This window comes from Flavobacterium beibuense F44-8 (assembly GCF_000769915.1).
In the GTDB taxonomy this organism is placed as follows: domain Bacteria; phylum Bacteroidota; class Bacteroidia; order Flavobacteriales; family Flavobacteriaceae; genus Flavobacterium; species Flavobacterium beibuense.
Map to the genome: position 1 here is coordinate 173,063 of NZ_JRLV01000001.1, position 24,571 is coordinate 197,633.

A 24,571-nucleotide genomic window follows, 5' to 3' on the forward strand; every position below is an offset into this window, starting at 1 on the left:
TTATACAGTTTTAAAATTAGTAGCAGAAAACATAATAATGTTACAGTTAATTGTTACTTTTTTTAAAATTATTTTACCTGTTGTTTTATCCACCCTGAAACTTCACTTAAAACTGCCGGAGACATAGTTTGCTCTATGTTACCATATTCTTGCGGTAGTCCTGTTGTACATTCCTGAAAAAGGTGATTAAGTCCGTCCAGTTTTTTAATAGTTACTTTTTTGTTTATAGCAGTAGCCAGTTTAATTCCGTTAAGGTTTTCATCCGGGGTTACCTGTACATCTTTAGATCCGTTAAGAGCCAGTATTGGGCATTTTGTATTTTTTAGCGCCTGTTCAGGGTTGTATTTTAAAAAGTAAACAAACCACGGACTTAATATGCCCTGTGCTTCAGATGCAGCATATCTGTCAATTTGTTCCTCTGTCGCACCCTGAGCGGCAAGGTCGGGACCCATATCTGCTTTAAATAATGCAGTTACTTTCTCTCTTCTGATTTTTGGGTCATTCTCGTTAATAACCACATCATATATCTTTTTGTTTTGAGCCTTACTCGATGCCAAAACCTCATCTGTAAGTCCGGATAGTTTTCCTAATGTGTAAGTTTGAAGTGTCATTAGTTCAGTAATTTTAATACCGGGCCCTGCCAGAAGCACTACAAAAGCAACATCCTTGTTCTTTTCGGCAACCATAGGGGCAATCATACCACCCTCGCTGTGTCCCAGTAAACCGATTTTCTTTTTATTTATTTCCGGTCTTGTTTTCAGGTAATTAAAAGCAGCTTCTACATCGGTAGCAAAGTCAGCACTGGTAGCTTTTTGAAAATCTCCTCCAGATTTGCCAACCCCTCTGTCATCAAAACGAAGTACAGCTATACCGTTTTTGGTAAGGTGGTCTGCTAAAAGTAAAAAGGGTTTATGATCGGCTATTTCTTCGTTTCTGTTACTTGGGCCACTCCCGCTAATTAGTATTACTGCAGGGTAGTTACCCGTTTTTTCAGGAAGGGTTAGTGTGCCTGCCAGTGTAATACCATCTTTTTCATTTTTAAAGGTAATATCTTCACTTTGGTAAGGGAATGGAGCTTTCGGTTCCTGCGGACGGTTTACACCTAAACCCTTAGATAAGTTTAACGGAAGGCTGGAGCCTGCCTGGCTAAAAGTTCCGTTAATGTTCCCGTCTTTAAAATCTCCTTTATATTGAACTCCGGCTGCAGGTACAGAGAAAGCCAATGAATTGTTACTGAAAGTTATATTGCTTAAAGGGATACCTTTAGCTCCCTGATCCGGGCTGTCCATGGTGCCGTTATATTCTCCGGCTTCATTTTGCGAAATGTTTACAACCATTCTAAGTTGTACTCCCTGAAATTCAAGCTTACCGTTCCAGGTGCCTGTAATATCCTGAGCTATGGCAAATGTTGTTGCCATTAAAATTATAAGTGTAAAGAGTTTTTTCATAATCAGTTAGTTTAATGCTGTGATAAAAAGTATTGAAAGTACCTCTGCCAGTATAATGGCGATGGTAAATAATACTTTATGTGTTATGGTTTTTAAATTGGTTGCTGTTTTAAAGCCGTTATATAGTAATGCTATTGTCCATATAAGGGTTATAATTCCTAATAAGGCTACTATAGATATGGTTATAATTTCGGTAGCGGTGAAAGATATAGGTGCTGGATCCAGCGGATTGATTTTAGCTGTTTTGACTGCAAATTCTTCCAGCGTATCTGCTGCAAAGTGTGTAAAGGGCATAATGCAATATATGCTTCGTGCTACCAGTACGGTATTTAAAATATCTATAGGTCTTACTCTTTTATTAATGAAAAACCCAATAGCGTACAATGTTGCAAAAAGGGAAGCGATATTGATGATATTATCTGTAATAGCCTGCTTTATTGTAATGTTTTTAACCAGATGCATATCTATCGCTCCGTCAAACCGGGCATTGAATATATAGCTTAAGTAAGTTGAAAGTACTGCGGCGGCCATTCCAAAAATAAATAACCGGGTTTCGCTGTATTTTTCAAAAGGATTAAATAATATTTTCTTCATGGTATTAATGCTGTTGTTGTAATTGTTTGATTTTCTCAATAAGATCATCCAGCCTGTTTCTAACGGTAGGGTAGCTTATGCCCATTTGAGAAGCCATTTGCTTTAGGCTGCCACTGGTAAGGAAAAACTGAAGTATGAAACTCTGTTCGTCCTGCGAAAGCTGTAAGTATACCGGAAGCGGGAAGTTACCATTCACGCTGGTGTTGCACTCCGGGCAGCTAAGCTGCGATACGTTTAGTGATGATTCGCAACTGGGGCATATAACAGGAAGTTTTGCCATAACATTAAGTTGTTTTAAATAAATTGTATTGCAATATTAATAAAATTAAAGTTATATTTAAAAAAATTAAAAATAAAATTTACTTTGGTTTAAATTAAGGCATAAAAAAACTCCCTGTTTAAAAGGGAGTTTAATAAAATTAAAATTTGTTTTTAAAATAATATTTTGAGTCTAAATCGTCGTCCTCCAAGGCGCTAAAGTTTTGCGACTTTGGTTTTGGTTTCTTTCCGGCTACCTTTTTCTTCCACAATTCAAAATTGTCGGCGGGCAGTCTCTTTTTCATAATTTCAGTTACTTCCTTCTCGGATAAACCAAATTCTTTTTTAATTTCTTCAAACGGCTTTCTTTCTTCCTGAGCCAAAGAAACTATTCTGTCTATAGCTTCCTTTTCAAGTTCCGTACGGTTACTCTTTTTCATCAGATGAAAACATTAATATCAAAAAATAAGTTTTAAAGTTTAATCAATATTACTAAAAAAAATAATTGATTTTAAGTTTGTAGGTAATTTTTGTGTTTTTTTAAAACTAATTAACAGTAAGGGGGTTAGCGTTGTATTATTTAAAAAAAATATTACATAATGGTTAAGTTTTTTTAAAGGTATGCAATGTCGCTTCCTGTTTTTAGATATAGCAGTAGGCCCAATACAACAGTGCAACCTGTAGCGGAAGTCTAATAAACCTTATTTGCTTAGATAAACCTAATGATGCATTGTCGTTTATGTACATATAAACGTTTGCCGGAAAAACAGCAATAAGTAAAGCCATGATTCCAAGTGCGGCATAACCAGATGTTTTAGGAATACATAATAATATACCCAAAACAACCTCGGCTACTCCTGCAATAACGTTGAGTGTTTTTGGAGAAGGGAACAGCGGCGGGATAATTTTAGTATACATTTTAGGAACCCTGAAATGATTGAGTCCGGCAAAAATGTACAGTGCTGCCATAAGGTATAAATGCCAGGGTAAGCTCATAAGTTTTCTTTTTATATAAAGATACTTAATTTGAGTTTATTTATCCCTTCGGTATTTTATATTCATAATTATTACGGCAAGTATAATAAGTACAATTCCTACCCACTGTATGAGGGTTACCTTTTCCTGTAGAAGGATAAAAGCCATGGTTACCGATACCGGAAGTTCCAGTGACGATACTATACTGCCCAGCCCTATACCTGTAAGGGGAAAACCTTTGTTTAAAAGTAGCGGAGGTATAATAGTCCCAAAGATGGCAAGAACTAGTCCCCATTTTATAAAGATGTCAAAATTGTAAGTTCCGGGCCATGTTATTGTGGTAAAAGTAAGTACTATAACTGCGCCTCCATACAGCATATACAGGCTGCGCTTTGATGGCGGAAGGTGCACCACTATACGGTTTGCGGTAAACATATTTGCGGTAAATGCCGCGGCGGCTAAAAGTCCCAATACTATACCGCGCCAGTCGGGAACCTCAGTTGTATTAAGTAAGTTGGTTGCCATTATGGTTCCGGCAAGTACTATAATAACAGCTATTACCTTTCGAAATGAGGGTAAGGTTTTGGTAAGGAGAGCTTCCAGTACAACCCCCATCCATACGGTTTGCATAAGGAGTACTATACCTATGGAAACCGGAATGTATACAACAGCTAAGTAGTAAAATACACTGGTAAAGCCCATAGAGGTTCCGGCGATTATAAGGTGAAGTTTATTTTTATTGGTAGCCTTTACAGCCGGAGTGTTTTTATTTCTCTTTTGGTAAAAGTTAATAATGAGCATTCCTATGATTCCCAAAATCATTTGTGAAGAAGTAACCTCGGCAGTAGTGTATCCCTGTTTGTAGGATAGTTTAACCATGGTGGCGAGCATGCCATAGCTGGTAGCGCCAAGACCCACCAAAAAAACGCCTTTTAATATATTTTTTCCCATTTTTCCAGATAACGATGCAAAGTTAATACTTAAGATTTATCATATAGTTAAAACAATGTTTATGCGTAGTATAATAAATCAACTAAAAATATAGTTATAGGTAATAACTTACATCTTAACTATATGACTGCCAAATTATACCTGTTGTTTTTTCTCTCTGTTTTTAGCTGTTCGGGGAATAAAAAAGAAGAAGCTAAGGAAGCTGAAAAAGATTATACTGCTACACATACCGAAGCTCTTAATTTTTGTAAAGAAAAAGGCTTTTGTGAAGATTATTACTTTTTGGTAGATATGAGTATACATTCGGGCAAGAACCGTTTTTTTGTTTACAGTTTTAAGGATACCATTGTGACCGATAAAAATATTGTAACCCATGGTAGCTGTGATAAGTTTGAAGAGAATCCGTACAAATACCAAACAGCCAAATTCAGTAATACGCCCGATAGTCATTGTTCTTCAAAAGGGAAGTATAGAATAGGTAATCGTGATTACAGTTCGTGGGGTATAAATGTAAAATACTGGCTACACGGACTTGAAGAAACCAATAATAATGCAGTCGACAGGGTAGTGGTACTACACTCCTGGGATGCGGTATCTAACAGGGAAATCTATCCGCAATACAGTCCGCTTAGTTGGGGGTGCCCTGCGGTGTCCGATAAGTTTATGAAAAAACTGGACGAGAAACTGAAACAGACAGCCAAGCCGGTTTTACTCTGGATTATAGAATAGAGTGTGTTTGTTAATCTGTTTATTTGTTTATGGGTAATTAAACCCACAAACTAACTGTGTTTCTTCGCCTCTTCAATCAAATCGCTTAGGTGAACCCTTAATGCTTTTACCGATATGCTTATTTCCCAAAACGATACGGCAAGTGAAGCCAGTAATAACAGCAGACTTAACCCGAAAATATAAGTGCCCCACAAGTTACTGCCTATAAAAAGCAGTGTCATGGCAAAAACCGAAAAGAAAAGGCTCAATACACCATACATCTGCATTTGGCGGATAAGCGTAAGCCGTTTGTTGAGGTTTTTAATTTCCAGCAGTATGCTTTTGGTTTCGTTTTCTTCATAGTTTTTTTTAAGTCCGCGTACAATGGTGGCTATGGTCAAAAACCTGTTGGTGTAAGCAAGTAGTATAAGTGAGGTGGCAGAAAATAATAGCGCCGGAGTTTCCAATGGAAGATTCATAACAAAACACTGATTGAATAGTGATATAAAGATAAGGCTTTTAAAATTTTATTAACATCATTTTTCGTAATTATGTCTTACAATACAATTGCGCCTTATTTCGTTATTTAAGTTTAAATCCAACCGCCATGTTGTACCACGATATTTATACACTTTTAAAACAGTCTTTTTCCCAAAAACAAGATAACTCATTTGTACCCGAACTTGATATTACCATGTCGCATTATTCGTTTACATCGGCAGATGCCAAACAAATGTTGCCGGGTAGTGATTCCCTGTTTTGCAGTAAGCACGATCATGCTTTTGATGACGTGGAACCGGGCGGTACAGGCGAAAATACCATAGTGGATGTAACCGACCATGAGATAAACGAAAACAACAGTTTTAAATATACCATAGTGCGTAAGGCGGGGCAGGAAAGGGCTAACGGTGCCATAATACTGCTACACGGACTTAACGAAAAAACATGGGACAAGTACCTGCCATGGGCTTATAAGCTTACGCAGGATACGGGTAAGGCGGTAATACTATTTCCTATTGCTTTCCATATGGACAGGGCTCCTGAGGTATGGAGTGACAGGAAGCTGATGTTTGCCGTTGCCGAAGAGCGTGAGAAACGTTCGCGTGATAATACGCAATGCTCGTATGTAAATGCGGCAATCAGTTCGCGTATGGATGCTAACCCTCAGCGTTTGTTTTGGAGCGGTATGCAAACCTATTCAGACATTATCCGTTTGGCAGATGATATAAAAGCTAATAAGGTGTCCGAGATAAGCAGTGATGCTTCGATTGACCTGTTTGGATATTCTATAGGCTCTTTCCTGGCACTGATAATGATGATGGGTAATCCTAAGAATATATTTGACAACTCCCGACTATTTTGTTTTTGCGGAGGGATGACCATAGACCGTATGTTCCCCGTTTCCCGTTACATTATGGATGCCCATGCGGCAGTAACCATGCAAAAGTCGTTTGCCCAGTTTTTAAGTTCTAACTTCGCTACCGATGGCAGGCTGGGGCATTATCAGGATACCGAACTGCACCCCGAAGAAAGCTGGTTTAAAACCATGGTACGTTACAACCATTTCCAGAAAGAACGTGAAAAAAGGTTTGGCGAACTTGCCACACGCATAAAAGCCGTAGTATTGGAAAAGGATGAGGTAGCACCACCCGCCGAAGCTTTAAATACCCTACAGGGCGGTTACAGGAATATAAAGGTTGATGTAGATATACAGGATTTTAACCACCCGTATACCCATATGGTGCCTTTCCCGTTAACGCAAAAGTTTAAGGAAGAGATTAATGCCTCTTTTGAGGATACCATGAAAAAGGCTGCTGCTTTTTTGGGGTGAGATTAAATAAAAAAACCTGCAACTTTCGCTGCAGGTCTATTATCTCAAGTCTATTTTCTAATAGTCTTATTTAATAAGGTCAAAACTACGTTTTACAAACGCGGTTAAGTCTTCACCCTTAAGCAGATTTTGCGATAGTTTAGCTAGGTCAAGCGCCTGCTTCACTAATGCTTCCTGGTGTGCTTTATCTCCACTGTTTAAAATGTTTGAGGTAAGTTCGTGGTTAGTGTTTACTACAAGGTTGTACATTTCCGGCATGTTACCCATACCAAACATACCACCGCCGCCGCTTTGGCTCATTTCTTTCATACGGCGCATAAACTCAGGCTGTGTAATCCTGAATGGAGCAGCACTACTATCCATTGCCTCAAGTTGTACACTGTAAGTTGTTTTTGGTACAATCTCTTCCAGTACGGTTTTTAGTTTTTCTTTTTCCTCGTCGCTTAGTTTAGAGATCTGTTCGTCATCTTTTTTGATAAGCTTATCAATATGATCAGCATCCACACGGGTAAAGGTCACATTCTCGTTGTCGGCCTCTAACTTCTGGATTAAGTGCGATACGATAGGTGAGTCAAGTAGTAGTACCTGGTAACCTTTCTCTTTAGCATCGGCAATGTAACTGTGCTGAGCATCTTTATCACTAGCGTATAGAATTACCAGTTTGCCGTCTTTATCGGTTTGGTTCTCCTTAAGATTTTCTTTCAGTTCTTCAAGAGTATAGTATTTATCATCTACTGTTGGGTATAATGCAAATGCACCTGCTTTTTCATAGAATTTAGGCTCGCTAAGCATACCGTATTCCAGTACAATTTTAATATCGTTCCATTTTTTCTCGAAGTCCTCACGGTTTTCGGTAAACAATGATTTAAGTTTATCGGCTACCTTACGGGTAATGTAGTTAGATATCTTTTTAACCGCACCGTCTGCCTGTAGGTAAGAACGTGATACGTTTAGCGGAATATCCGGAGAGTCAATCACACCTTTAAGCATGGTAAGGAATTCCGGTACAATACCTTCTACGTTATCGGTAACAAATACCTGGTTTTGGTATAACTGTATTTTGTCTTTTTGTACCTGTAGGTCGGCAGAAAGTTTAGGGAAATACAAAATACCTGTCAGGTTAAAGGGATAATCTACATTAAGGTGGATGTTAAACAACGGCTCCTCAAACTGCATAGGGTAAAGCTCATGGTAAAAGGCTTTGTAATCCTCATCGTTAAGTTCGCTAGGTTGTTTAGTCCACGCCGGGTTAGGGTTGTTTATAATGTTATCAACCTCAATTTCTTCGGCTTTGTAATCTTCAGGAGCATCTTCCGGTTTTGGAAGTGTTTCTGTACGGGTACCAAATTTAATAGGCACCGGCATAAATTTGTTGTACTTTTTAAGCAGTTCGCTTATACGGCGCTCTTCAAGGAATTCGGTAGAATCCTCAGCGATGTGAAGGATAATTTCAGTACCTCTTTCAGTTTTGTCACTTGGTTCAAGAGTAAACTCCGGGCTACCGTCACACGTCCAGTGTACAGCCGGCTCATCTTTAAATGATTTAGTGATAATCTCTACTTTATCGGCCACCATGAAGGCAGAGTAGAAACCTAAACCGAAGTGGCCAATAATACCCGAGTCTTTTGCAGTGTCCTTATATTTTTCAAGGAACTCCTCTGCACCCGAGAAAGCTACCTGGTTAATGTATTTTTCAACTTCTTCACCTGTCATACCAATTCCCTGGTCAATGATGTGAAGTTTTTTACCCTCTTTGTCCAGTTTTACCTCAATAACAGGGTTGCCATATTCTACTTTGGCTTCACCTATGCTTGTAAGGTGTTTTAGTTTAAGGGTAGCATCGGTTGCGTTTGATACCAGCTCACGTAAAAAAATCTCGTGATCGCTGTATAAAAATTTCTTGATTAGGGGAAATATGTTTTCTACCGAAACATTAATTTTTCCTGTTGCCATAGTATTGTTTGATTTTATTTTGCAAATATTGATGTGAGTACTTACTCAAATAAAATACCAAGACGGGTTTGGTGACAAATTGACATTTTAGGGCATGGTTTGTCAGTAATACAGCCGTTTTTATATGTTAAAAAAACAGGGTTTTAAGAAAAAATTAATTCTAGCCCTTGTTGCGAACCGGATTCCCTACAATCCCCCTGACAGCTAATGATTTACCGGAGTGCTAAAAACAAGTGTGTTAAATTAACCGATAATTCCTGTTAAAAAACGCATACCTCTATTGTTTGATAACCTAAAAACTGATTAACTTTATTCATTGAAAAGTGAGTATATAACCTAAAACTTAAAATAGCAGTTATGAAAAAAGTATTGTTTTTATGCATGTGTGTTATTGCCCTTGCCTCGTGTTCTTCACTGGATCAAAAATCGCAGGTAGGAATTAAGGGGAACTGGACAATATCACAGGTGTCTTATCCGGGATCTGATTATATAAAAGTGACTTCTTTTGATGTTGCCGACTCACAATGTTTTGTGGGAAGCTCATGGAAGTTTGTTAGTAATAATAACACTGGGGAAATGAGCCTTGCTAAGGCAGGATGCCCTTCATTTACAAGTCCTATTGTATGGAGTGTAACTAAAGAAGGTGCTTTTACCCTTAAAATAACCGAAGGAGAAAAAGCAAAAAGAGTTTCTCAGGGATACTATTTACAGGTAAGAAACCAAACGGAAAGTTCATTCCAGCTGGTTGATAAAGTAAACGTAGGTGGTAAAACTGTAGATGTGGTGTACCAGTTTAACAGAATGTAATAAATCAATAAAACAAAAAAACAGCATTTATGAAAACGACGAAAATTTATTTAATGGCTTTTGCCTTTATTTTCAGTATAGGTTTTACCTCGTGTGAGGCTACAAAGAATATGAATAATACCCAGAAAGGTGCCGGTATTGGTGCCGCAGGTGGTGCTATTATTGGCGGTATCATTGGTAATAATGTAGGTAAGGGTAATACTGCCCTTGGTGCTATTATTGGTGGTGTTGTAGGTGGTGCAGCCGGTGGTGTAATTGGTAACCAAATGGATAAGCAGGCTCGTGATATCGACGAGGCTTTACCTGGTGCCGATGTTGAAAGGGTAGGTGAGGGTATTAAAATTACACTGGGTGAGAACTCGGTTAACTTTGATTTAAACAAGTCATCTCTAACTTCTACAGCAAAAGGTAACCTTGATAAACTGGTACCTGTATTTAACGAGTATCCTGATACAGATATCCAGATATTCGGTTATACAGATAGTAGCGGTAGTGACGAGTATAACTTAAAACTGTCTGAGCAAAGAGCTGCTTCGGTAAAAACATACCTTGTAGGTAAAGGTATTAGCGGTGAGCGTATTAATACTGTAGGTCGTGGTGAGGCAGATCCAATTGCATCAAACGATACTAAAGAGGGTATGAGCAAAAACAGACGTGTGGAATTTGCCATTACTGCAAACGAAAAAATGGTTGAAGATGCTAAGCAACAGGCTCAGTAATTTCTAACTGAACTATACAAATAAAAAGCAGCCATCAGGCTGCTTTTTTATTTTATCTCCAGTCGGCATCGCCTTTGTTTTTACCTAAGTAAAAGGTAAGTCCGGCAGAAAGGTTTAAAAGTTTTCCTACCGATGGCGGATCGGTTTCTTTTGAATATCGTTCACCGTTAAAGTCATAATCCTGACTAAAGTTCATTATATAGGTAGCGTCTAAATGAAAGGCAACCCAGTCGGTAATTCTTACCTGAGGCGTAATTCCCAGCATAATAAGTCCTACATTATCTTTTGCAGGATATCTCATCGATTTGATGTTGGCATAACCCAACCCTGCATGTGCCAGTAAATTGAAACGGGTGTCGCTATGGTTTTTAAGATTTAATGTTCTTGCCAGATTATTAACTGCCTGTACCGAAAAACGGGTATAATCTGAGCCGTAATTAGGAACATTATCTTTCCTGAATTTGTCTGATCCAAAGTCAAATTTAATTCCCCAGCTTTCGTCAATCATATATCTGAAGGCAAATTCATAATGGGAATAATCAGAAAAACGAGCCACAGGAATACTGGCTCCATAACCTGCTTCCAATGAATACTGATCTGACTTGTTTTGAGAAAAAGCGCAAAAAGAGAGCGCCAACATACAAAGTGTGATGGTCTTTTTCATAGTGTATTTTAATGAGTTATGGTGTGGTGGGGATAAAGAAAGAAAAAATATTTTGAAGAATTTAAAATTTTAAAAACCGTTTAACAATTTTTCACGTATATATATTTAAACAAGTTGGTTTTTATCAAATATGCATTTGGTAAAATAATTATAAAGTGATGATTCACGAATGAGTTTGTTTATTTATTGGTTAGGTTGATAAGGGTGCTTTCTCCTCGTTTGAGATTGTGCCCTTATTATTTTTTATAAGCCTGTTAGTTTGCCTTAAATCACTTACTTTTGCAGGGTTAAAATTTATAATTTTCAATGCTTGCTGTAAAGAATATTTCCTTTGGTTATACTGAGAAAACCATACTGCACAACCTGAGTTTTACTGTAAAAACCGGGCAAAATATAGCTGTTATAGGCGAAAGCGGATGCGGTAAAAGTACCCTGCTTAAACTTATATACGGTTTATATGATATTGAGGAAGGAGAAATTACCTATAAGGGAGAGCCTGTACTTGGGCCTAAGTTCAATCTAATACCGGGTATGTCTTACATGAAATATCTTGCGCAGGATTTTGATCTGATGCCTTATATTACAGCGGCTGAAAATGTTGGAGCTTTCCTTTCTAATTTTTATCCGGAAGAAAAGCAGAGGCGTATTATGGAGCTGCTTGATATTGTTGAGATGAGGGAGTTTGCCGATGTTAAGGCGCAGTTCCTTAGCGGAGGACAGCAACAGCGTATAGCATTGGCTAAAGTGCTGGCACTTGAACCTGAAGTTTTGTTGCTGGATGAACCTTTTAGTCATATTGATAACTTCAGGAAAAACGCACTACGCAGAAATCTTTTTGCTTACCTAAAACAAAAAGGTGTTACCTGTATAGTAGCTACGCATGACAGTACCGATGCTCTTTCTTTTGCCGATGAAACCATTGTAATAAAAGGCGGTAGGATGCTTTCTAAAGCCAAATCAAAAGATATTTATTACAATCCGGCAGATAAATATACTGCTTCACTTTTTGGAGAGGTAAACGAAATAAAACTTGAGCTTTTAACGCTGACACAAAACCCTGAAGAAACGGTGTTAATCTATCCGCACCAGTTAAAGGTGGTGGAAGAAGGACCGCTTAAAGTAGTGGTAAAGCAATGTTACTTTAAAGGGAATCGTTATTTGATAAAGTCGGCTTTAAACAGGCAGGTAGTGTTTTTTGAGCATTATAAGGAGTTGCCTGTAAATAGTGAGGTCGATTTAGCAGTAGACAGAAATGCTTTTAGTTAATGCCTGCTATATGCTGTAAAGCAACAGGTTAAATGTCTTGCTATTAATTAAAAAATAAGTTAATTTACACTTCCTTTTTAAGGAATGTTTATTTTTGCGCCTGCATTTTTAATAAAACAATCAGTTTATGTATAATTCAAAGATTTCAGGGTTAGGCTATTATGTTCCGGAGAACGTGGTTACTAATGACGACCTTTCCAAAATAATGGATACTAATGATGAGTGGATTCAGGAACGTACAGGTATAAAAGAAAGAAGGCATGTAGTAAAAGGCGGTGGTGATACTACCACAACTATGGGGGTAAAAGCTGCTAAAGTTGCTATAGAGCGTGCCGGTATAGATAAAGAAGATATCGATTTTATAATATTTGCAACCCTTAGTCCTGATTATTATTTTCCAGGGCCAGGTGTACTTGTACAAAGGGATCTTGGTTTGAAAAGAACCGTGGGTGCTCTTGATGTAAGAAACCAATGTTCGGGTTTTATATATGCACTTTCGGTAGCCGATCAGTTCATAAAAACAGGTATGTATAAAAATATACTTATTATAGGTTCTGAACTACACTCTACAGGTCTGGATATGACTACCAGAGGACGTGGTGTTTCGGTTATTTTTGGTGACGGAGCAGGTGCTGCGGTACTAACAAGAGAAGAAGATAATACTAAAGGTGTCCTTTCTACACACCTTCATTCGGAAGGGCAGCATGCTGAAGAGTTAGCACTTATAGCTCCGGGTATGGGTAAGAGATGGGTTACTGATATTTTAGCTGAAAATAACCCTGATGATGAGAGTTACTACCCGTACATGAACGGGCAGTTTGTATTTAAAAATGCTGTAGTACGTTTCAGTGAAGTAATCAACGAAGGTTTGAATGCTAATAATCTGCAGGTTTCAGATATTGATATGCTTATACCTCACCAGGCTAACCTTAGGATTTCTCAGTTCATTCAGCAGAAATTCGGTTTAAGTAACGATCAGGTATATAACAATATCATGAAGTATGGTAATACCACTGCGGCTTCTGTGCCTATCGCATTAACCGAAGCGTGGGAAAAAGGTAAGATTAAAGAAGGTGATACGGTTGTACTAGCAGCTTTTGGTAGTGGATTTACCTGGGGTAGTGCTATCATAAAATGGTAAAATGAAAGTTCGCAGGATGATTCTTTTAGGAATGTTATCTGTCCCTGTTGTTTTGGGAGTGTATTATTTCCTTCCCGAAAAAACACTGTCTAAAGGCAGTGTGGTAGACAGGTTAGTGGTGTACAAATCAAAAAGGAAAATGCTTGCGTACAATGGTGATACTCTTTTAAAAACCTATGCCATTTCGTTAGGGAAAAATCCGTTAGGGCATAAACAGTTTGAAGGGGACAATAAAACTCCCGAGGGTGTTTACAGTATTAACGAACGGAATCCTAACAGTGCCTATCATAAAAATCTTGGAGTTTCGTATCCGAATAAGGTCGACAGGGAGTTTGCTGCAAAACAGGGTAAATCTCCGGGCGGACTTATTAAGATACACGGACTGAGAAACGACAGGGGGTATATAGGTAAGTTTCATCGCTGGAAAGACTGGACAGCCGGTTGTATTGCGGTAACCAATGAAGAGATAGATGAGCTTTACACAGCGGTAAAAGAAAATGCAGTAATAGAAATACTGCCTTAAAATAAAAATCCCGGAACATTGTTCCGGGATTTTCTTTTAACTAACTACTAATCTCAAATGATTGAAAAAAACTAAATTTCACTCTATTTGTTTACTTTATATGTTGTTTAAAACATGCCTCCGCTGCTTTGTTTTGTGTTGTTGTCACGGTACTTGCGTTGCATAGCTCTGTTTTTACCACCACCAAACCTGTAGTTCAGGTTGAAATAAACCGTTTGACTTTCCCAACGGAACTGTCCTCCCTGCGGGAACGGGTTTTGGCTGTCAAAGGCATAACGCATGGTTTTAAACATGTCGTTAAAGCGTAGGCTTAATGACATTTTATCATCAAGAAGGCTGTAACGAACGCCTGAGTCTATCTTATACATTTCCTTACTGTTGTTTTGTACTCCGTTTACAGGGCCTCTGTAAAAACCAAACAGGATAAAGCTTAATCTCTGGTTAACTCTCATGTTTGCGTTCAACCTTGCGTTAAAAGCATTTGCGTCTATCGATTTGATTACAAAATCATACTCTCCGTCAGGTTGCAGTATACTTACAGCACCTTTTTGCGAAATACTCGAAAAATCGATTGCCGGTTGTATGTCTATCCACTTTGCGATTCTGTAATTTGCCGAAAGTTCAAAACCATAAGAGTTGTTTTTGTCATAGTTGTCAAAACTCATTATCTGGTCGTTTTGATTCTCTGTGGTTTCATCAGGATATAAAACCCTGCTAATCTCGTCGTTTATCAGTCGGTAAAATACACCCCCTGTGATTGAAGACCCTTTACCAAACATTTTGGTATAGTTAAGTTCAACCGAATTGGTAAACTGAGGCTCAAGCTCCGGGTTACCTAATGAAGTGATTAATGGTGTAGAAAACTCCCTTATAGGTTTTGTTTGTTCTAAACTTGGCCTGTCTACACGACGGCTATAACTTAACTGAAACATATTCTTTTGGTCAAGGCTATAGGTTAGGTAAGCCGAAGGATAAACGGTAATATAGTCGTCATCAAAATTTACATTACCGGTTACAGACCTTGCTTTTACCTTATAGCTCTCAAAACGTGCTCCTACCTGATACCCGAACTTTTCAAATTTTTGTCCGAATGTTGCATAAGCAGAATAAATATCGGCATCATATGAATAATCAGAAACCGGATCGATGATTAATGGGTTGGTTGTTTGGTAATCGTTGTCTGAGCGGATTAATCTTGCCTCGGCACCCAGTTCCAGTTTTGATTTGTCACTAAGCGGATTTACATAATCAAGGTTTAAAGTCGCATTTTGACGTGTATCTTCAACCCTGTCCACATAGTTACTTGGAGTGGTTCCTGCAACAATATTATAAACACCTGCCTGAGCACTTTTGGTATCGTTTAGGTTTCCTTCAAAATCAAGAGTATGGCCTTCTTTATCAAATTTATGTTTGTAAGCAAGGTTGTAAGTGTTGTTGTGGTTTCCGCTAACAAAATCAGAAATTTGTGAAGTGTCGTCTTCTGTATCATTGAGGTAATCAATACCAATATCTATTCTTGAATCGGCATCAAAACTATTCAGGTTTACGTACGCAGAAATAGTGTTATTGTCATTGATGTAAAAATCAAGTCCGAATTTACCAAAGTAGTTCTCGTTATCATTATAGATGTCTAAATCCTGGAATGAGTTAAGGTCTGGACTATTTCTGTAAACTTCTCCCCAATTATAGCGTTTACCCAGGTTATTACCCATATTGGTAAAGAAATTCACTTTGCCTGAACGGTAATTCATATCAAGCGAATTGTTGTATTTAGGTACCTTACCAAAGGTGATACCAGAGTTGAAGTTTCCGTTAAACCCGTCGTTAGTGTTTTTGTGCAGGATGATGTTGATGATACCCGACATACCTTCCGGATTATATTTTGCACTAGGGTTGGTTATAAGTTCTATTTTCTTGATAGAGGTAGAAGGGATTTGTTTTAATAACTGTGCCGGACTAATATTAGTAGGTCTTCCGTCTACAAGTATTCTTACATTTTGGTTGCCACGAAGGGAAATGTTACCGTCCTGATCTACATTTACACTAGGTATATTGTTCATAATCTCACCGGCAGTTCCTCCCGCGGTAGTAAGGTCACGACCTACGGTGATAACCTTGCGGTCCAGTTTCTGTTCAATGGTAGATACTTCCTTAACAATCTCCACTTCCTGTAACTGGGTAGCTTCTTCAGTAAGAGTGATGGTACCCATGTCAAACGTTTTTACAGCCTCGCCAAGAGTAATGTCCCTTTTAAAGGTTTTGTATCCCATAAACTGGGCTTCAACAGAGTATTTAGCTAGCGGAAGGTTTTTGATATTGAACTTACCGTTGTCGTCTGTAATGATTCCGGTAACTACTTTGTCACCGTCTTTTACAACTATGCTAACATATGGAAGAGGTTCTTTAGAGTTTTTATCATTAACCTCGCCCGTTATACTGCCCGGGTTTTGAGCATACATAGAGAATAGGCTCCCAAACAGGAGCGCAAAAAGCAATTTGAATTTCATTTGTTCGAAAATTGATTGATGATTGATGATGTCTTCGTGTAGTTTTTAAAACATATACACTACACAAAATCCTCCAAAACGTTTTTAAATCTATTTATCCGCTTTGTTACACATAAGACAATAGAGTGCAGGAAATGTTACATATTTTAACATGTTTTTTTTCTTCTTTTTTTAAAAGTGCTCATTTATAGGGGGATAGTTTTTGTTTTAATTATTTGCAGGGTTGTGTGGTAGGTTTGTTTTAGGGGTATAGTGAGGTTATAATTTAAAATATGATTGCGGTAATTATTTTAAGGGTTTTCCTTTTAGCCTGTCAGGCAAATATTTTATCTTTGCAGGCTTAAAAACATTATAAAAATGGCATTGTCACAAATACTTACTTCCCATATCGAAAAAGCGATAAATGAATTGTTTGGTGTAACCCTTGAAAAGGTTGAACTACAGGCAACACGCAGGGAGTTTGAAGGCGATATTACCATAGTTATTTTCCCGCTGCTAAAGCTTGTAAAAAGCAATCCGGTAGAGCTGGGGAATAAAATAGGCCAGTACCTTACAGATAACTCAGAGATTGTTGACCGATACAATGTAGTGTCGGGCTTCCTTAATATTGTTATTGCAGACGCCTATTATGTAAACTTTTTTAATGATATAAAAGAAGATGAGAATTACGGACTGTTATCTCCGGAACCGGGAGACAAGGCTGTAATGGTAGAATATTCTTCCCCAAATACAAATAAACCACTTCACTTAGGTCACGTGCGTAATAACCTTTTGGGTTATTCGGTAGCCGAGATAATAAAAGCATCGGGTAAAAAAGTATATAAAACCCAAATCATTAACGACAGGGGTATACATATTTGTAAATCGATGCTGGCATGGCAAAAATTCGGTAACGGGCAAACTCCCGAAAGTACAGGCTTAAAAGGGGATAAGCTTGTAGGTAATTTTTATGTGGAGTTTGATAAGGCATACAAAGAAGAGGTAAATAAGCTGGTAGCACAGGGTTCAACCGAAGAAGAGGCTAAAAAGAATGCTCCGCTGATGCTTGAAGCACAGGAAATGCTTCGTAAATGGGAAGCAGGAGATAACGAAGTTGTTACGCTTTGGAAAAAAATGAATCAGTGGGTTTACGACGGTTTTGCAACTACATATAAAAACCTTGGTGTTAACTTTGATAGCTACTACTACGAGAGTAATACCTACCTGTTAGGTAAGGATGTAGTGGAAGACGGGTTGGCAAGAGGCGTATTCTTTAAAAAGGAAGACGGTTCTGTATGGATAGATCTTACAGATGAAGGACTTGATGAGAAACTGGTGCTTCGTTCTGACGGTACATCGGTATATATTACTCAGGATATAGGTACTGCTATTCAGCGTGTAAAAGATCATCCGGATGTAGGAGGTATGGTTTATACTGTGGGTAACGAGCAGGATTATCACTTTAAGGTACTTTTCTTAATCCTTAAAAAACTAGGATATGACTGGGCTGCAAATCTGTATCACCTGTCTTATGGTATGGTTGATCTTCCGTCCGGAAAAATGAAGAGCCGTGAAGGTACTGTTGTAGATGCTGATGATTTAATGGATGAAATGACAGCTACCGCAAAGCAGATATCTGAAGAGCTTGGTAAACTTGAAGGTTATAGCGAAGAAGAAAAAGCTGAACTATACAAAACAATAGGTATGGGAGCTTTAAAATATTACATATTAAAAGTAGATCCTAAAAAACGAATACTGTTTAACCCGGAGGAATCGGTAGATTTTGCAGGTAATACAGGTCCGTTTATACAATATACTTATGCAAGGATACAGTCGCTTATCCGTAAGGCTGATTTTGATTTTTCTGCGCCATTAAGCAGTGCTGATGTGGTGCTTCACGAAAAAGAAAAAACAGTACTTAAGTTAATTGCTCAGTATCCTGAAGTTATACAAAATGCTGCCGAAAGTCACAGTCCGGCATTAATAGCCAACTATATTTACGAGTTGGTAAGAGAGTATAATTCTTTCTACCAAACTGTAACCATATTGGGTTCTGAAGTAGAAAACGAAAAAATATTCAGGATACAGCTGTCTAAAAAAGTGGGTGAGACAATAAAATCTGCTTTTGCTCTGTTAGGTATAGGTGTACCTGAAAGAATGTAATAAACATCCAGTTTTGTGAGTCAGAAAAATAAGCCTTACTTTTTACAGTCGTTCGCTATTGTAGTATTGTCAATAGCGGCATTTGTTGGCTTTAAATCTTTTTTACCTGAAAAGATTTTTACAGAAACCGAAACCGTTAGCAAAAATGTAGTGGTAGATAGTTTACTACTGGATGCTATTGAGGTAGAAAAGGCCATAAAGGCGGAAGATACTGCTGCTATGGCAGAAGTGGATACACTGGAGGAATCAGAAATTGTTTTTGAGGAAAAACACGGTGTACAGTTTCCGCCCGAAACCTTTGAACAGTACAAAGGATATCAGCATCTTGTTGCCCTTTTCCAAAAATTATACGAACTGGAAGAAACCGGAAACGGTAATGTGAGGATTGCCTATTTTGGTGATTCCATGACCGATGGTGATATGATAGTGCAGGACTTCAGGTCTAACCTTCAGGAGAAATTTGGAGGTGAGGGAGTAGGTTTTGTAAATATCACATCAGAGTCGGCCGCTTCCCGTGGTTCGGTAGTGCATCAGTATTCTGGTAACTGGAAAACCCAATCCTACTTAAATGTAAAACGTCCTGACAGTCCGTTTGGTGTTAACGGATATGTATTCTTTACAAAACACGATACCATTAAACCTATATGGGTAAAATACAGGGCAGGAGGTTTAAGGCACATGAACAGGCTTAACAGCCCTACACTGTTTTATGGTAAGAGTAATAATACCGAAGCCAGTGTGGAATTTATAGCAGGTAAAGATACTCTTGTAAAAAAACTTAATCCTGTAAATAAGCTTAATACATTACTGGTCACTTCGGCTAATCCAAGGTCGCTTGAAGCCGACTTCATTAAGGCCGATTCTATTCCGTTTTACGGATTTAACTTTGATAACGGTAAAGGTGTGCATGTAGATAATTTCTCTAACAGGGGAAATTCAGGTTTGCCTATATCGTTGTTCAATACCGGTGTTATGAGAGCTTTTAATGATAAGCTTGGTTATGATCTTATAGTGTTACACTACGGTACTAATGTTTTAAATTACGGTTCGTACAATTATACATGGTATGAAAAGCGTATGGGGATTGTTGTAAATCACCTAAGGGAATGTTTTCCGGGTGTGGATATACTTGTCATTTCTACTGCCGATAAGGCTACCAAGTATGATATGGAAATGAAGACAGATTCGGCTGTTGTGCCTTTAACACTGGCACAAAAGCGTTATGCTGTACAAACCGAGTCAGGATTTGTAAATCTGTATACACTTATGGGAGGTGATGGATCTATGGTTAAATGGGTAGATGAGGAAATGCCTGCTATGGCTAATAAAGACTATACTCATTTTAATTACAGAGGGGCCAAAAAAGTAGCCGATCTTATTTATAAGCAACTTATAAATGGCTATGAGAAATACAAAACTTTAAAGAAACAGGCTGAACCAAAAGTGGAGGAAGAAACTCCGGTAAAGGAAAACGATTCTATAACCGTTTTAAAAGACAGTATTAATGGTTAAGAAGTTAGGTTTCATAGTATTTGCATTATTCTTTTTTGCTAATGCATTGGCTCAGGTTGATACTGATTCTACTGAGGTGAGTATGGATAGTATTGTTATAGATAGTACTGTGATACTTTCTGATAATATCATTACCAATTCATCAGTTTTAAATTCAGTTTTTGAAAAATTATTCCAAATAGAGACCGAAGGTAAAGGGCATGTAAATATTGTGCATATAGGTGATTCACATATTCAGGCCGATTTACTTACTGGAGCTATTCGTGAAAAACTACAGCAGGAGTTCGGGAATGCCGGTGTGGGTTTTTCTTTTCCTTATAATTTAGCTAAAACCAACGGAGGGTATAGTGTGAAGTTTTCGTCTAATGCTGCCTGGGAAAACAGAAGGAACGTTTACAGTCCGGACGGAACCGAGGTAGGGCTTAGTGGCATAGCGCTTACTACCAACGAAGATTTTGCTATGGCTATTGAGCCTCGTGATACTGCCAATGCCTTTAATACTATAAAAATTATTACGCCGTATAATTTACCAATGTTTGATGTGGCTACAAGCTCAAAAACTATTATACTGGAGTCAACCGAACCAAAGGTGATAACCCATAAAATTAAAAGTGGTGATGCACTTTCTTTAATAGCACAAAAGTATGGTACAACCGTTTCGCAGATTAAAAAAGCAAACGGGTTACGCAATAATAATATACGAGCCGGGAAGACTTTAAAAATACCAACAGGGGAAAAGATAAAGAAAGAGATAGAAAGATCGGAGTTTATTCCTCTTGCTTTGAACCAGGATAGTACCTGCTGTTATTATTACAGTGAGGAAGCCCTGTCAAAAATATACCTGCTGGCTAATAAAAATCAAAAACAATACAACCTTAACGGTGTTGTGTTAGAAAAAGATAATGCCGGAGTTTTGTATCATGCTATAGGCGTAAACGGTGCAAAAAGTTCTGATTACAATAAGTATCCTATGTTTTTTGATCAATTAAGGGCGCTTGAACCCGATTTGATTGTGATTTCATTAGGGACTAACGAGTCTTTTGATAAAATGTCTGCTTCAGATTATATGGTGCAGATGAATGGTTTTATAGACAGTGTAAGGGCGGCAAACCCTTATGTTTGTATTTTGGTTACTACTCCGCCACCTTCACTGTTTAAAAGAAAATACCCTAATACCTTTGTAGCCGATTATGCAAAAAGCCTTTGTGTGGAAGAAACTGAAAAAGGTTATGCTACCTGGGATTTGTTTACGGTAATGGGAGGGTTGTTTAGTGTAAACGACAATGCTAAAAAAGGACTGATGTCTTCAGACAGGGTGCATTATTCAAGAGACGGATATAAACAACAGGGTATACAGTTTACCGAAGCATTTTTAAACGCATATAATAATTTTAAAACAAACAGGGAATAATGCAGTTTACAGATTTTGTGCCGCAAATTTCATCTTGGCAGGACGTGTTGGCGTGGTTCGCATATAATCCAAAAGAACCTTTGCTGTTTAATTCGGCCCGTTTCCTTAAGCTGTTTGTTGTGTTTTACGGGATTTATCTTTTGTTGCGAAATACTTTTCGCCTAAGGATATTTTACGTAATCGCCTTCTCATTGTATTTCTATCAGCAGTCCAGTGGCTTTTACTTTTTGCTGCTGTTGTTTACTACATCGCTCGATTATACAGTGAGTTATTTTTTATACCGGGAAACCGATACATTCAGGCGAAAACTGTATGTGTGGTTCAGTGTGGTGGTGAACCTTAGTTTTTTAGCCTATTTTAAATATACCAATTTCCTTATTGGGAGTTATAATGATCTTTTTGGGGGTAGTTTTGATTTTCAGGATATTATACTTCCGGTGGGTATATCGTTCTATACCTTCCAGTCCATTAGTTATACTATAGAGATTTACAGGAAAGAGATTACTCCGGCAAAAAGCTTCCCGGATTATGTTTTCTTTGTGTCGTTTTTCCCGCAACTGGTAGCAGGGCCTATTGTTAGGGCTAAAGATTTTATACCAAAAATTTACGAAAAGCTTCATATATCAAGGGAAGAAGTTAACTACGGGTTGTTTCTTATTATTGGCGGACTTATAAAAAAGGCAGTAATATCAGACTATATTTCCATCAACTTTGTAGATCGTGTTTTTGATGCGCCAAACAGTTATACGGCTTTTGAAAATCTTATGGCGACCTATGGCTATACATTACAGATATACTGTGACTTTTCGGGGTATTCTGATATGGCAATAGGTATAGCTCTATTGCTCGGTTTTGAACTTCCGCCTAACTTCCGTACACCATACAAGTCGTCGTCTATTACTGAGTTTTGGAGAAGATGGCATATCTCGCTTTCTACCTGGTTAAAAGACTTTTTATACATATCTGTAGGAGGGAACAGAAAAGGGACTTTTGCAGGCTTCTTGTTTCCGTCGTTGTTCTTTTTCGGTTTAATACTTTGGGGTGTAACTTACGGACCTGATAGTAACCTGCCGTTTATATTAAGCCTTGGTGCCACCCTGTTATTTATACTTACGTTTGTACTTTCCAAAAACAAGGAAAAAACCATGTATACCAATTCCAACCTTATGACTACAATGCTTTTGGGCGGATTATGGCACGGTGCAAGCCTTCGTTTTATTATTTGGGGAGCATTACACGGTATGGCACTTTCGGTACACAAGATATTTTTGGAGTTTTTCCCTTCAAAAAAGAATAGTAAAACTACTGTTGGGTCGGCAATATGGAAAGTATTCTCGGTTATTCTTACCTTTCATTTTGTTGCCTTTTGCTGGATATTCTTCAGGGCAAAAGATTTTACTACAGCACTAGATGTAATTAATAATATAGGAAAAGTAACTTTTGAGCCCGAAAAATGGCAAACTATTGCGCTAGGGTATAAAAACGTATTCCTTTTAATGTTAATAGGTTATGTTTGGCATTTCCTTCCCGAAGGCTTTACTCAATTTATGAAACAAGCTTTTAATAAAACCCCGTTAGTGCTTAAGGCTGTTATTTTAGGACTGGCTTACTGGTTAGTATATGCAACAGCTTCTGCAGGACCACAACCTTTTATTTATTTCCAGTTTTAATACTTTTTCATAAAGTAGTTAGATAAGTTAGGTTTTTTTGCAAAAAAATTATTAAATTTCGCATCTTAACACATGCTTAACTATTAACTATGAGAAAAAAACTACTTTTTGCTTCTTTTTTGTGTTTCTCTTTATTTAGCAGCCCTACGCTAAGAGCACAGGAAGAGCCGTATACTTTACAGGTTTTTGAGGGAGCCGTATTTTATGGGATGTATGAAGCTACTGTAAGTGAGCCGGTTCCTGACGGAGCTATACGTAACAGTAATTCATCTTACGGGAAAATGCTAACTGAAGACCAATTAGCTTCGTTTGGTAATACGCTAACAATGACAGTTACCTTAAATCCGTTATGTGATAACTATGACAGGATTGGTAACGTAAACCTTGCTTTTGTTCCAAAAGGACAAACCACTTATGTGTATAATGAGGTTGACAGGATAGAGCTTGGACGTTTTATTACTCCTTTTATGGATATGAATGCTACGCTTCAGGAAGTGCCATATGAGTTTGATTTAGATAATATTACACAAATATTTCATGATGAGAGTATAACTTCTGTGTATGACCTATGGGTTGAACTTGAGGTTTACGGTTATCAGGGAGGTCCTGGTCAGGGAGGTGCTGCGGTAGAGATAGATGGTTGTTCTGACAGGAATGATGTTTATCAGGGTAACTTAGAGTTTACTTCTACAAACAATCCTCTTGTAATTAACGGAGATGATAATTTTTTTCTGCCGTTATCATACAAATATGAGCTTAAAAACTATACTCTTGACGGTACAGATGTGCTGGGAGAGACAGTTAGAACAATAAACTTTACTCTTGAAGAGGCTTTACCTAATGCTAAGTTTTACCTTATTACTTCAAACCACGGATCTAACTCAGGTGGTGAGGAGTATATCAGAAGACAACATTATGTTTATTTAGATGATGCAGAGGTTGCGACTTACAAACCTGGAGGAGTTTCTTGTGTTCCTTTCTTTAATTATAATACTCAGCCTAGCTGTATATATTATGACTGTTCACAAAATCCTTCACCGCCAAGACCGGATAATAATGCTGCTTGGTCTTGGAATAACTGGTGTCCGGGTGATAAAATTCCGATTAGGGTAATTGAGCTTGGAGATCTTGCTGCAGGTGAGCATTCATTTAGAATTGAAGTGCCGGATGCAGTGTTTAACGATGGTCAGGGGTATTTTCCAATGTCTGTATATTTACAAGGGTTTTCTCAAACTTTAGGGACTGAAGACTTCAGCACAACAGCATTTAGTCTTTTCCCTAACCCTGTTGTAGATATAGCTGAAGTTCAAACTGTAGACGGAAGTAGTATAAGCAATGTAACAGTTGTGAATACTCTTGGTCAGATAGTTTATTCTGGTACAAGTGAGAAAATGAATCTTTCTCAGCTTCAAAGTGGTGTATATATCGTTAACGTTAGGTTTGATGATAACAGAACCGCTACTCAAAAATTAATAAAGAGCTAATTCATTT

Annotated in this window: 22 protein-coding genes; 12 read left to right on the forward strand and 10 right to left on the reverse strand. The window is 37.9% G+C overall.

Translation table 11 applies throughout. The features are described 5' to 3' along the window. Nucleotides 1–68: 68 nt before the first annotated feature. The 6 genes from Q763_RS00825 to Q763_RS00850 form a co-directional block, all read right to left on the reverse strand. Nucleotides 69–1,448, reverse strand: a complete 1,380-nt coding sequence (locus tag Q763_RS00825; protein ID WP_035130007.1) for an alpha/beta hydrolase family protein — start codon at nucleotides 1,446–1,448, stop codon at nucleotides 69–71. 6 nt (nucleotides 1,449–1,454) lie between these two features. Beyond that, complete coding sequence (locus Q763_RS00830; protein WP_035130010.1) at nucleotides 1,455–2,042, reverse strand: hypothetical protein; 588 nt, start codon at nucleotides 2,040–2,042, stop codon at nucleotides 1,455–1,457. A gap of 4 nt (nucleotides 2,043–2,046) precedes the next feature. Beyond that, a complete protein-coding gene (locus tag Q763_RS00835) occupies nucleotides 2,047–2,322 on the reverse strand; it encodes a DUF2089 family protein (RefSeq protein WP_035130013.1) in 276 nt (91 codons plus the stop codon). 139 nt (nucleotides 2,323–2,461) lie between these two features. Next, on the reverse strand, nucleotides 2,462–2,740 hold the full coding sequence (locus Q763_RS00840) for a DUF2805 domain-containing protein (protein ID WP_035130016.1): 279 nt from the start codon (nucleotides 2,738–2,740) through the stop codon (nucleotides 2,462–2,464). 202 nt (nucleotides 2,741–2,942) lie between these two features. Further along, a complete protein-coding gene (locus Q763_RS00845) occupies nucleotides 2,943–3,296 on the reverse strand; it encodes a DoxX family protein (RefSeq protein WP_035130019.1) in 354 nt (117 codons plus the stop codon). Between the two features lie 36 nt (nucleotides 3,297–3,332). Then, the gene (locus Q763_RS00850; RefSeq protein ID WP_035130022.1) at nucleotides 3,333–4,226 is read right to left on the reverse strand and encodes an EamA family transporter; all 894 of its coding nucleotides are present in this window, start codon (nucleotides 4,224–4,226) and stop codon (nucleotides 3,333–3,335) included. Nucleotides 4,227–4,349: 123 nt separating this feature from the next. On the opposite strand from Q763_RS00850, the gene Q763_RS00855 reads away from it, so the two are divergent. Continuing rightward, nucleotides 4,350–4,955, forward strand: coding sequence for a murein L,D-transpeptidase catalytic domain-containing protein (locus Q763_RS00855; protein WP_035130025.1), 606 nt, complete (start codon nucleotides 4,350–4,352; stop codon nucleotides 4,953–4,955). 50 nt (nucleotides 4,956–5,005) lie between these two features. Here the strand turns inward: Q763_RS00855 and Q763_RS00860 are convergent, their stop codons facing one another. Then, on the reverse strand, nucleotides 5,006–5,413 hold the full coding sequence (locus Q763_RS00860; protein WP_035130028.1) for a DUF2721 domain-containing protein: 408 nt from the start codon (nucleotides 5,411–5,413) through the stop codon (nucleotides 5,006–5,008). A gap of 128 nt (nucleotides 5,414–5,541) precedes the next feature. Between Q763_RS00860 and Q763_RS00865 the strand changes: the two genes are divergently transcribed. Further along, nucleotides 5,542–6,765 (forward strand): DUF6051 family protein, encoded by a 1,224-nt coding sequence (locus Q763_RS00865; protein WP_035130031.1) that lies wholly within the window; start codon nucleotides 5,542–5,544, stop codon nucleotides 6,763–6,765. A gap of 66 nt (nucleotides 6,766–6,831) precedes the next feature. On the opposite strand, the gene htpG is transcribed toward Q763_RS00865, so the two are convergent. Then, nucleotides 6,832–8,718: a molecular chaperone HtpG gene (htpG, locus tag Q763_RS00870; protein WP_035130033.1), complete on the reverse strand. Its 1,887-nt coding sequence runs from the start codon at nucleotides 8,716–8,718 to the stop codon at nucleotides 6,832–6,834. 357 nt (nucleotides 8,719–9,075) lie between these two features. Between htpG and Q763_RS00875 the strand changes: the two genes are divergently transcribed. Both Q763_RS00875 and Q763_RS00880 read left to right on the forward strand, forming a co-directional pair. After that, nucleotides 9,076–9,525 carry a lipocalin family protein gene (locus Q763_RS00875; RefSeq protein ID WP_035130036.1) on the forward strand — a complete coding sequence of 150 codons (450 nt, stop codon included), beginning with the start codon at nucleotides 9,076–9,078 and terminating at the stop codon, nucleotides 9,523–9,525. Nucleotides 9,526–9,554: 29 nt separating this feature from the next. After that, nucleotides 9,555–10,244 carry an OmpA family protein gene (locus Q763_RS00880; RefSeq protein ID WP_052123169.1) on the forward strand — a complete coding sequence of 230 codons (690 nt, stop codon included), beginning with the start codon at nucleotides 9,555–9,557 and terminating at the stop codon, nucleotides 10,242–10,244. Between the two features lie 52 nt (nucleotides 10,245–10,296). Here Q763_RS00880 and Q763_RS00885 read toward each other — a convergent pair whose 3' ends face one another. Next, on the reverse strand, nucleotides 10,297–10,908 hold the full coding sequence (locus Q763_RS00885; protein ID WP_157499252.1) for a hypothetical protein: 612 nt from the start codon (nucleotides 10,906–10,908) through the stop codon (nucleotides 10,297–10,299). A 306-nt stretch (nucleotides 10,909–11,214) separates the two neighbouring features. Between Q763_RS00885 and Q763_RS00890 the strand changes: the two genes are divergently transcribed. The 3 genes from Q763_RS00890 (at nucleotide 11,215) to Q763_RS00900 (ending at nucleotide 13,838) form a co-directional block, all read left to right on the forward strand. Continuing rightward, on the forward strand, nucleotides 11,215–12,174 hold the full coding sequence (locus Q763_RS00890; protein ID WP_035130044.1) for an ABC transporter ATP-binding protein: 960 nt from the start codon (nucleotides 11,215–11,217) through the stop codon (nucleotides 12,172–12,174). Nucleotides 12,175–12,301: 127 nt separating this feature from the next. Further along, nucleotides 12,302–13,315 (forward strand): 3-oxoacyl-ACP synthase III family protein, encoded by a 1,014-nt coding sequence (locus Q763_RS00895; protein ID WP_035130047.1) that lies wholly within the window; start codon nucleotides 12,302–12,304, stop codon nucleotides 13,313–13,315. Nucleotide 13,316: 1 nt separating this feature from the next. Then, nucleotides 13,317–13,838, forward strand: coding sequence for a L,D-transpeptidase family protein (locus tag Q763_RS00900; protein WP_035130050.1), 522 nt, complete (start codon nucleotides 13,317–13,319; stop codon nucleotides 13,836–13,838). 107 nt (nucleotides 13,839–13,945) lie between these two features. Here the strand turns inward: Q763_RS00900 and Q763_RS00905 are convergent, their stop codons facing one another. Then, nucleotides 13,946–16,345 carry a TonB-dependent receptor domain-containing protein gene (locus tag Q763_RS00905; protein ID WP_035130053.1) on the reverse strand — a complete coding sequence of 800 codons (2,400 nt, stop codon included), beginning with the start codon at nucleotides 16,343–16,345 and terminating at the stop codon, nucleotides 13,946–13,948. Nucleotides 16,346–16,702: 357 nt separating this feature from the next. Between Q763_RS00905 and argS the strand changes: the two genes are divergently transcribed. The 5 genes from argS (at nucleotide 16,703) to Q763_RS00930 (ending at nucleotide 24,564) form a co-directional block, all read left to right on the forward strand. Then, nucleotides 16,703–18,487 (forward strand): arginine--tRNA ligase, encoded by a 1,785-nt coding sequence (gene argS, locus Q763_RS00910; RefSeq protein ID WP_035130056.1) that lies wholly within the window; start codon nucleotides 16,703–16,705, stop codon nucleotides 18,485–18,487. 15 nt (nucleotides 18,488–18,502) lie between these two features. Further along, the gene (locus tag Q763_RS00915) at nucleotides 18,503–19,999 is read left to right on the forward strand and encodes an SGNH/GDSL hydrolase family protein (protein ID WP_035130059.1); all 1,497 of its coding nucleotides are present in this window, start codon (nucleotides 18,503–18,505) and stop codon (nucleotides 19,997–19,999) included. Further along, on the forward strand, nucleotides 19,992–21,410 hold the full coding sequence (locus tag Q763_RS00920; RefSeq protein ID WP_035130061.1) for a LysM peptidoglycan-binding domain-containing protein: 1,419 nt from the start codon (nucleotides 19,992–19,994) through the stop codon (nucleotides 21,408–21,410). Before Q763_RS00915 ends, Q763_RS00920 begins: the two co-directional genes overlap by 8 nt. Continuing rightward, a complete protein-coding gene (locus Q763_RS00925; protein ID WP_035130064.1) occupies nucleotides 21,410–23,080 on the forward strand; it encodes an MBOAT family O-acyltransferase in 1,671 nt (556 codons plus the stop codon). The genes Q763_RS00920 and Q763_RS00925 overlap by 1 nt, the downstream gene beginning before the upstream one ends. Before the next feature lie 89 nt (nucleotides 23,081–23,169). Continuing rightward, nucleotides 23,170–24,564, forward strand: a complete 1,395-nt coding sequence (locus Q763_RS00930; RefSeq protein WP_035130067.1) for a peptide-N-glycosidase F-related protein — start codon at nucleotides 23,170–23,172, stop codon at nucleotides 24,562–24,564. The last annotated feature ends 7 nt before the right edge of the window (nucleotides 24,565–24,571 follow it).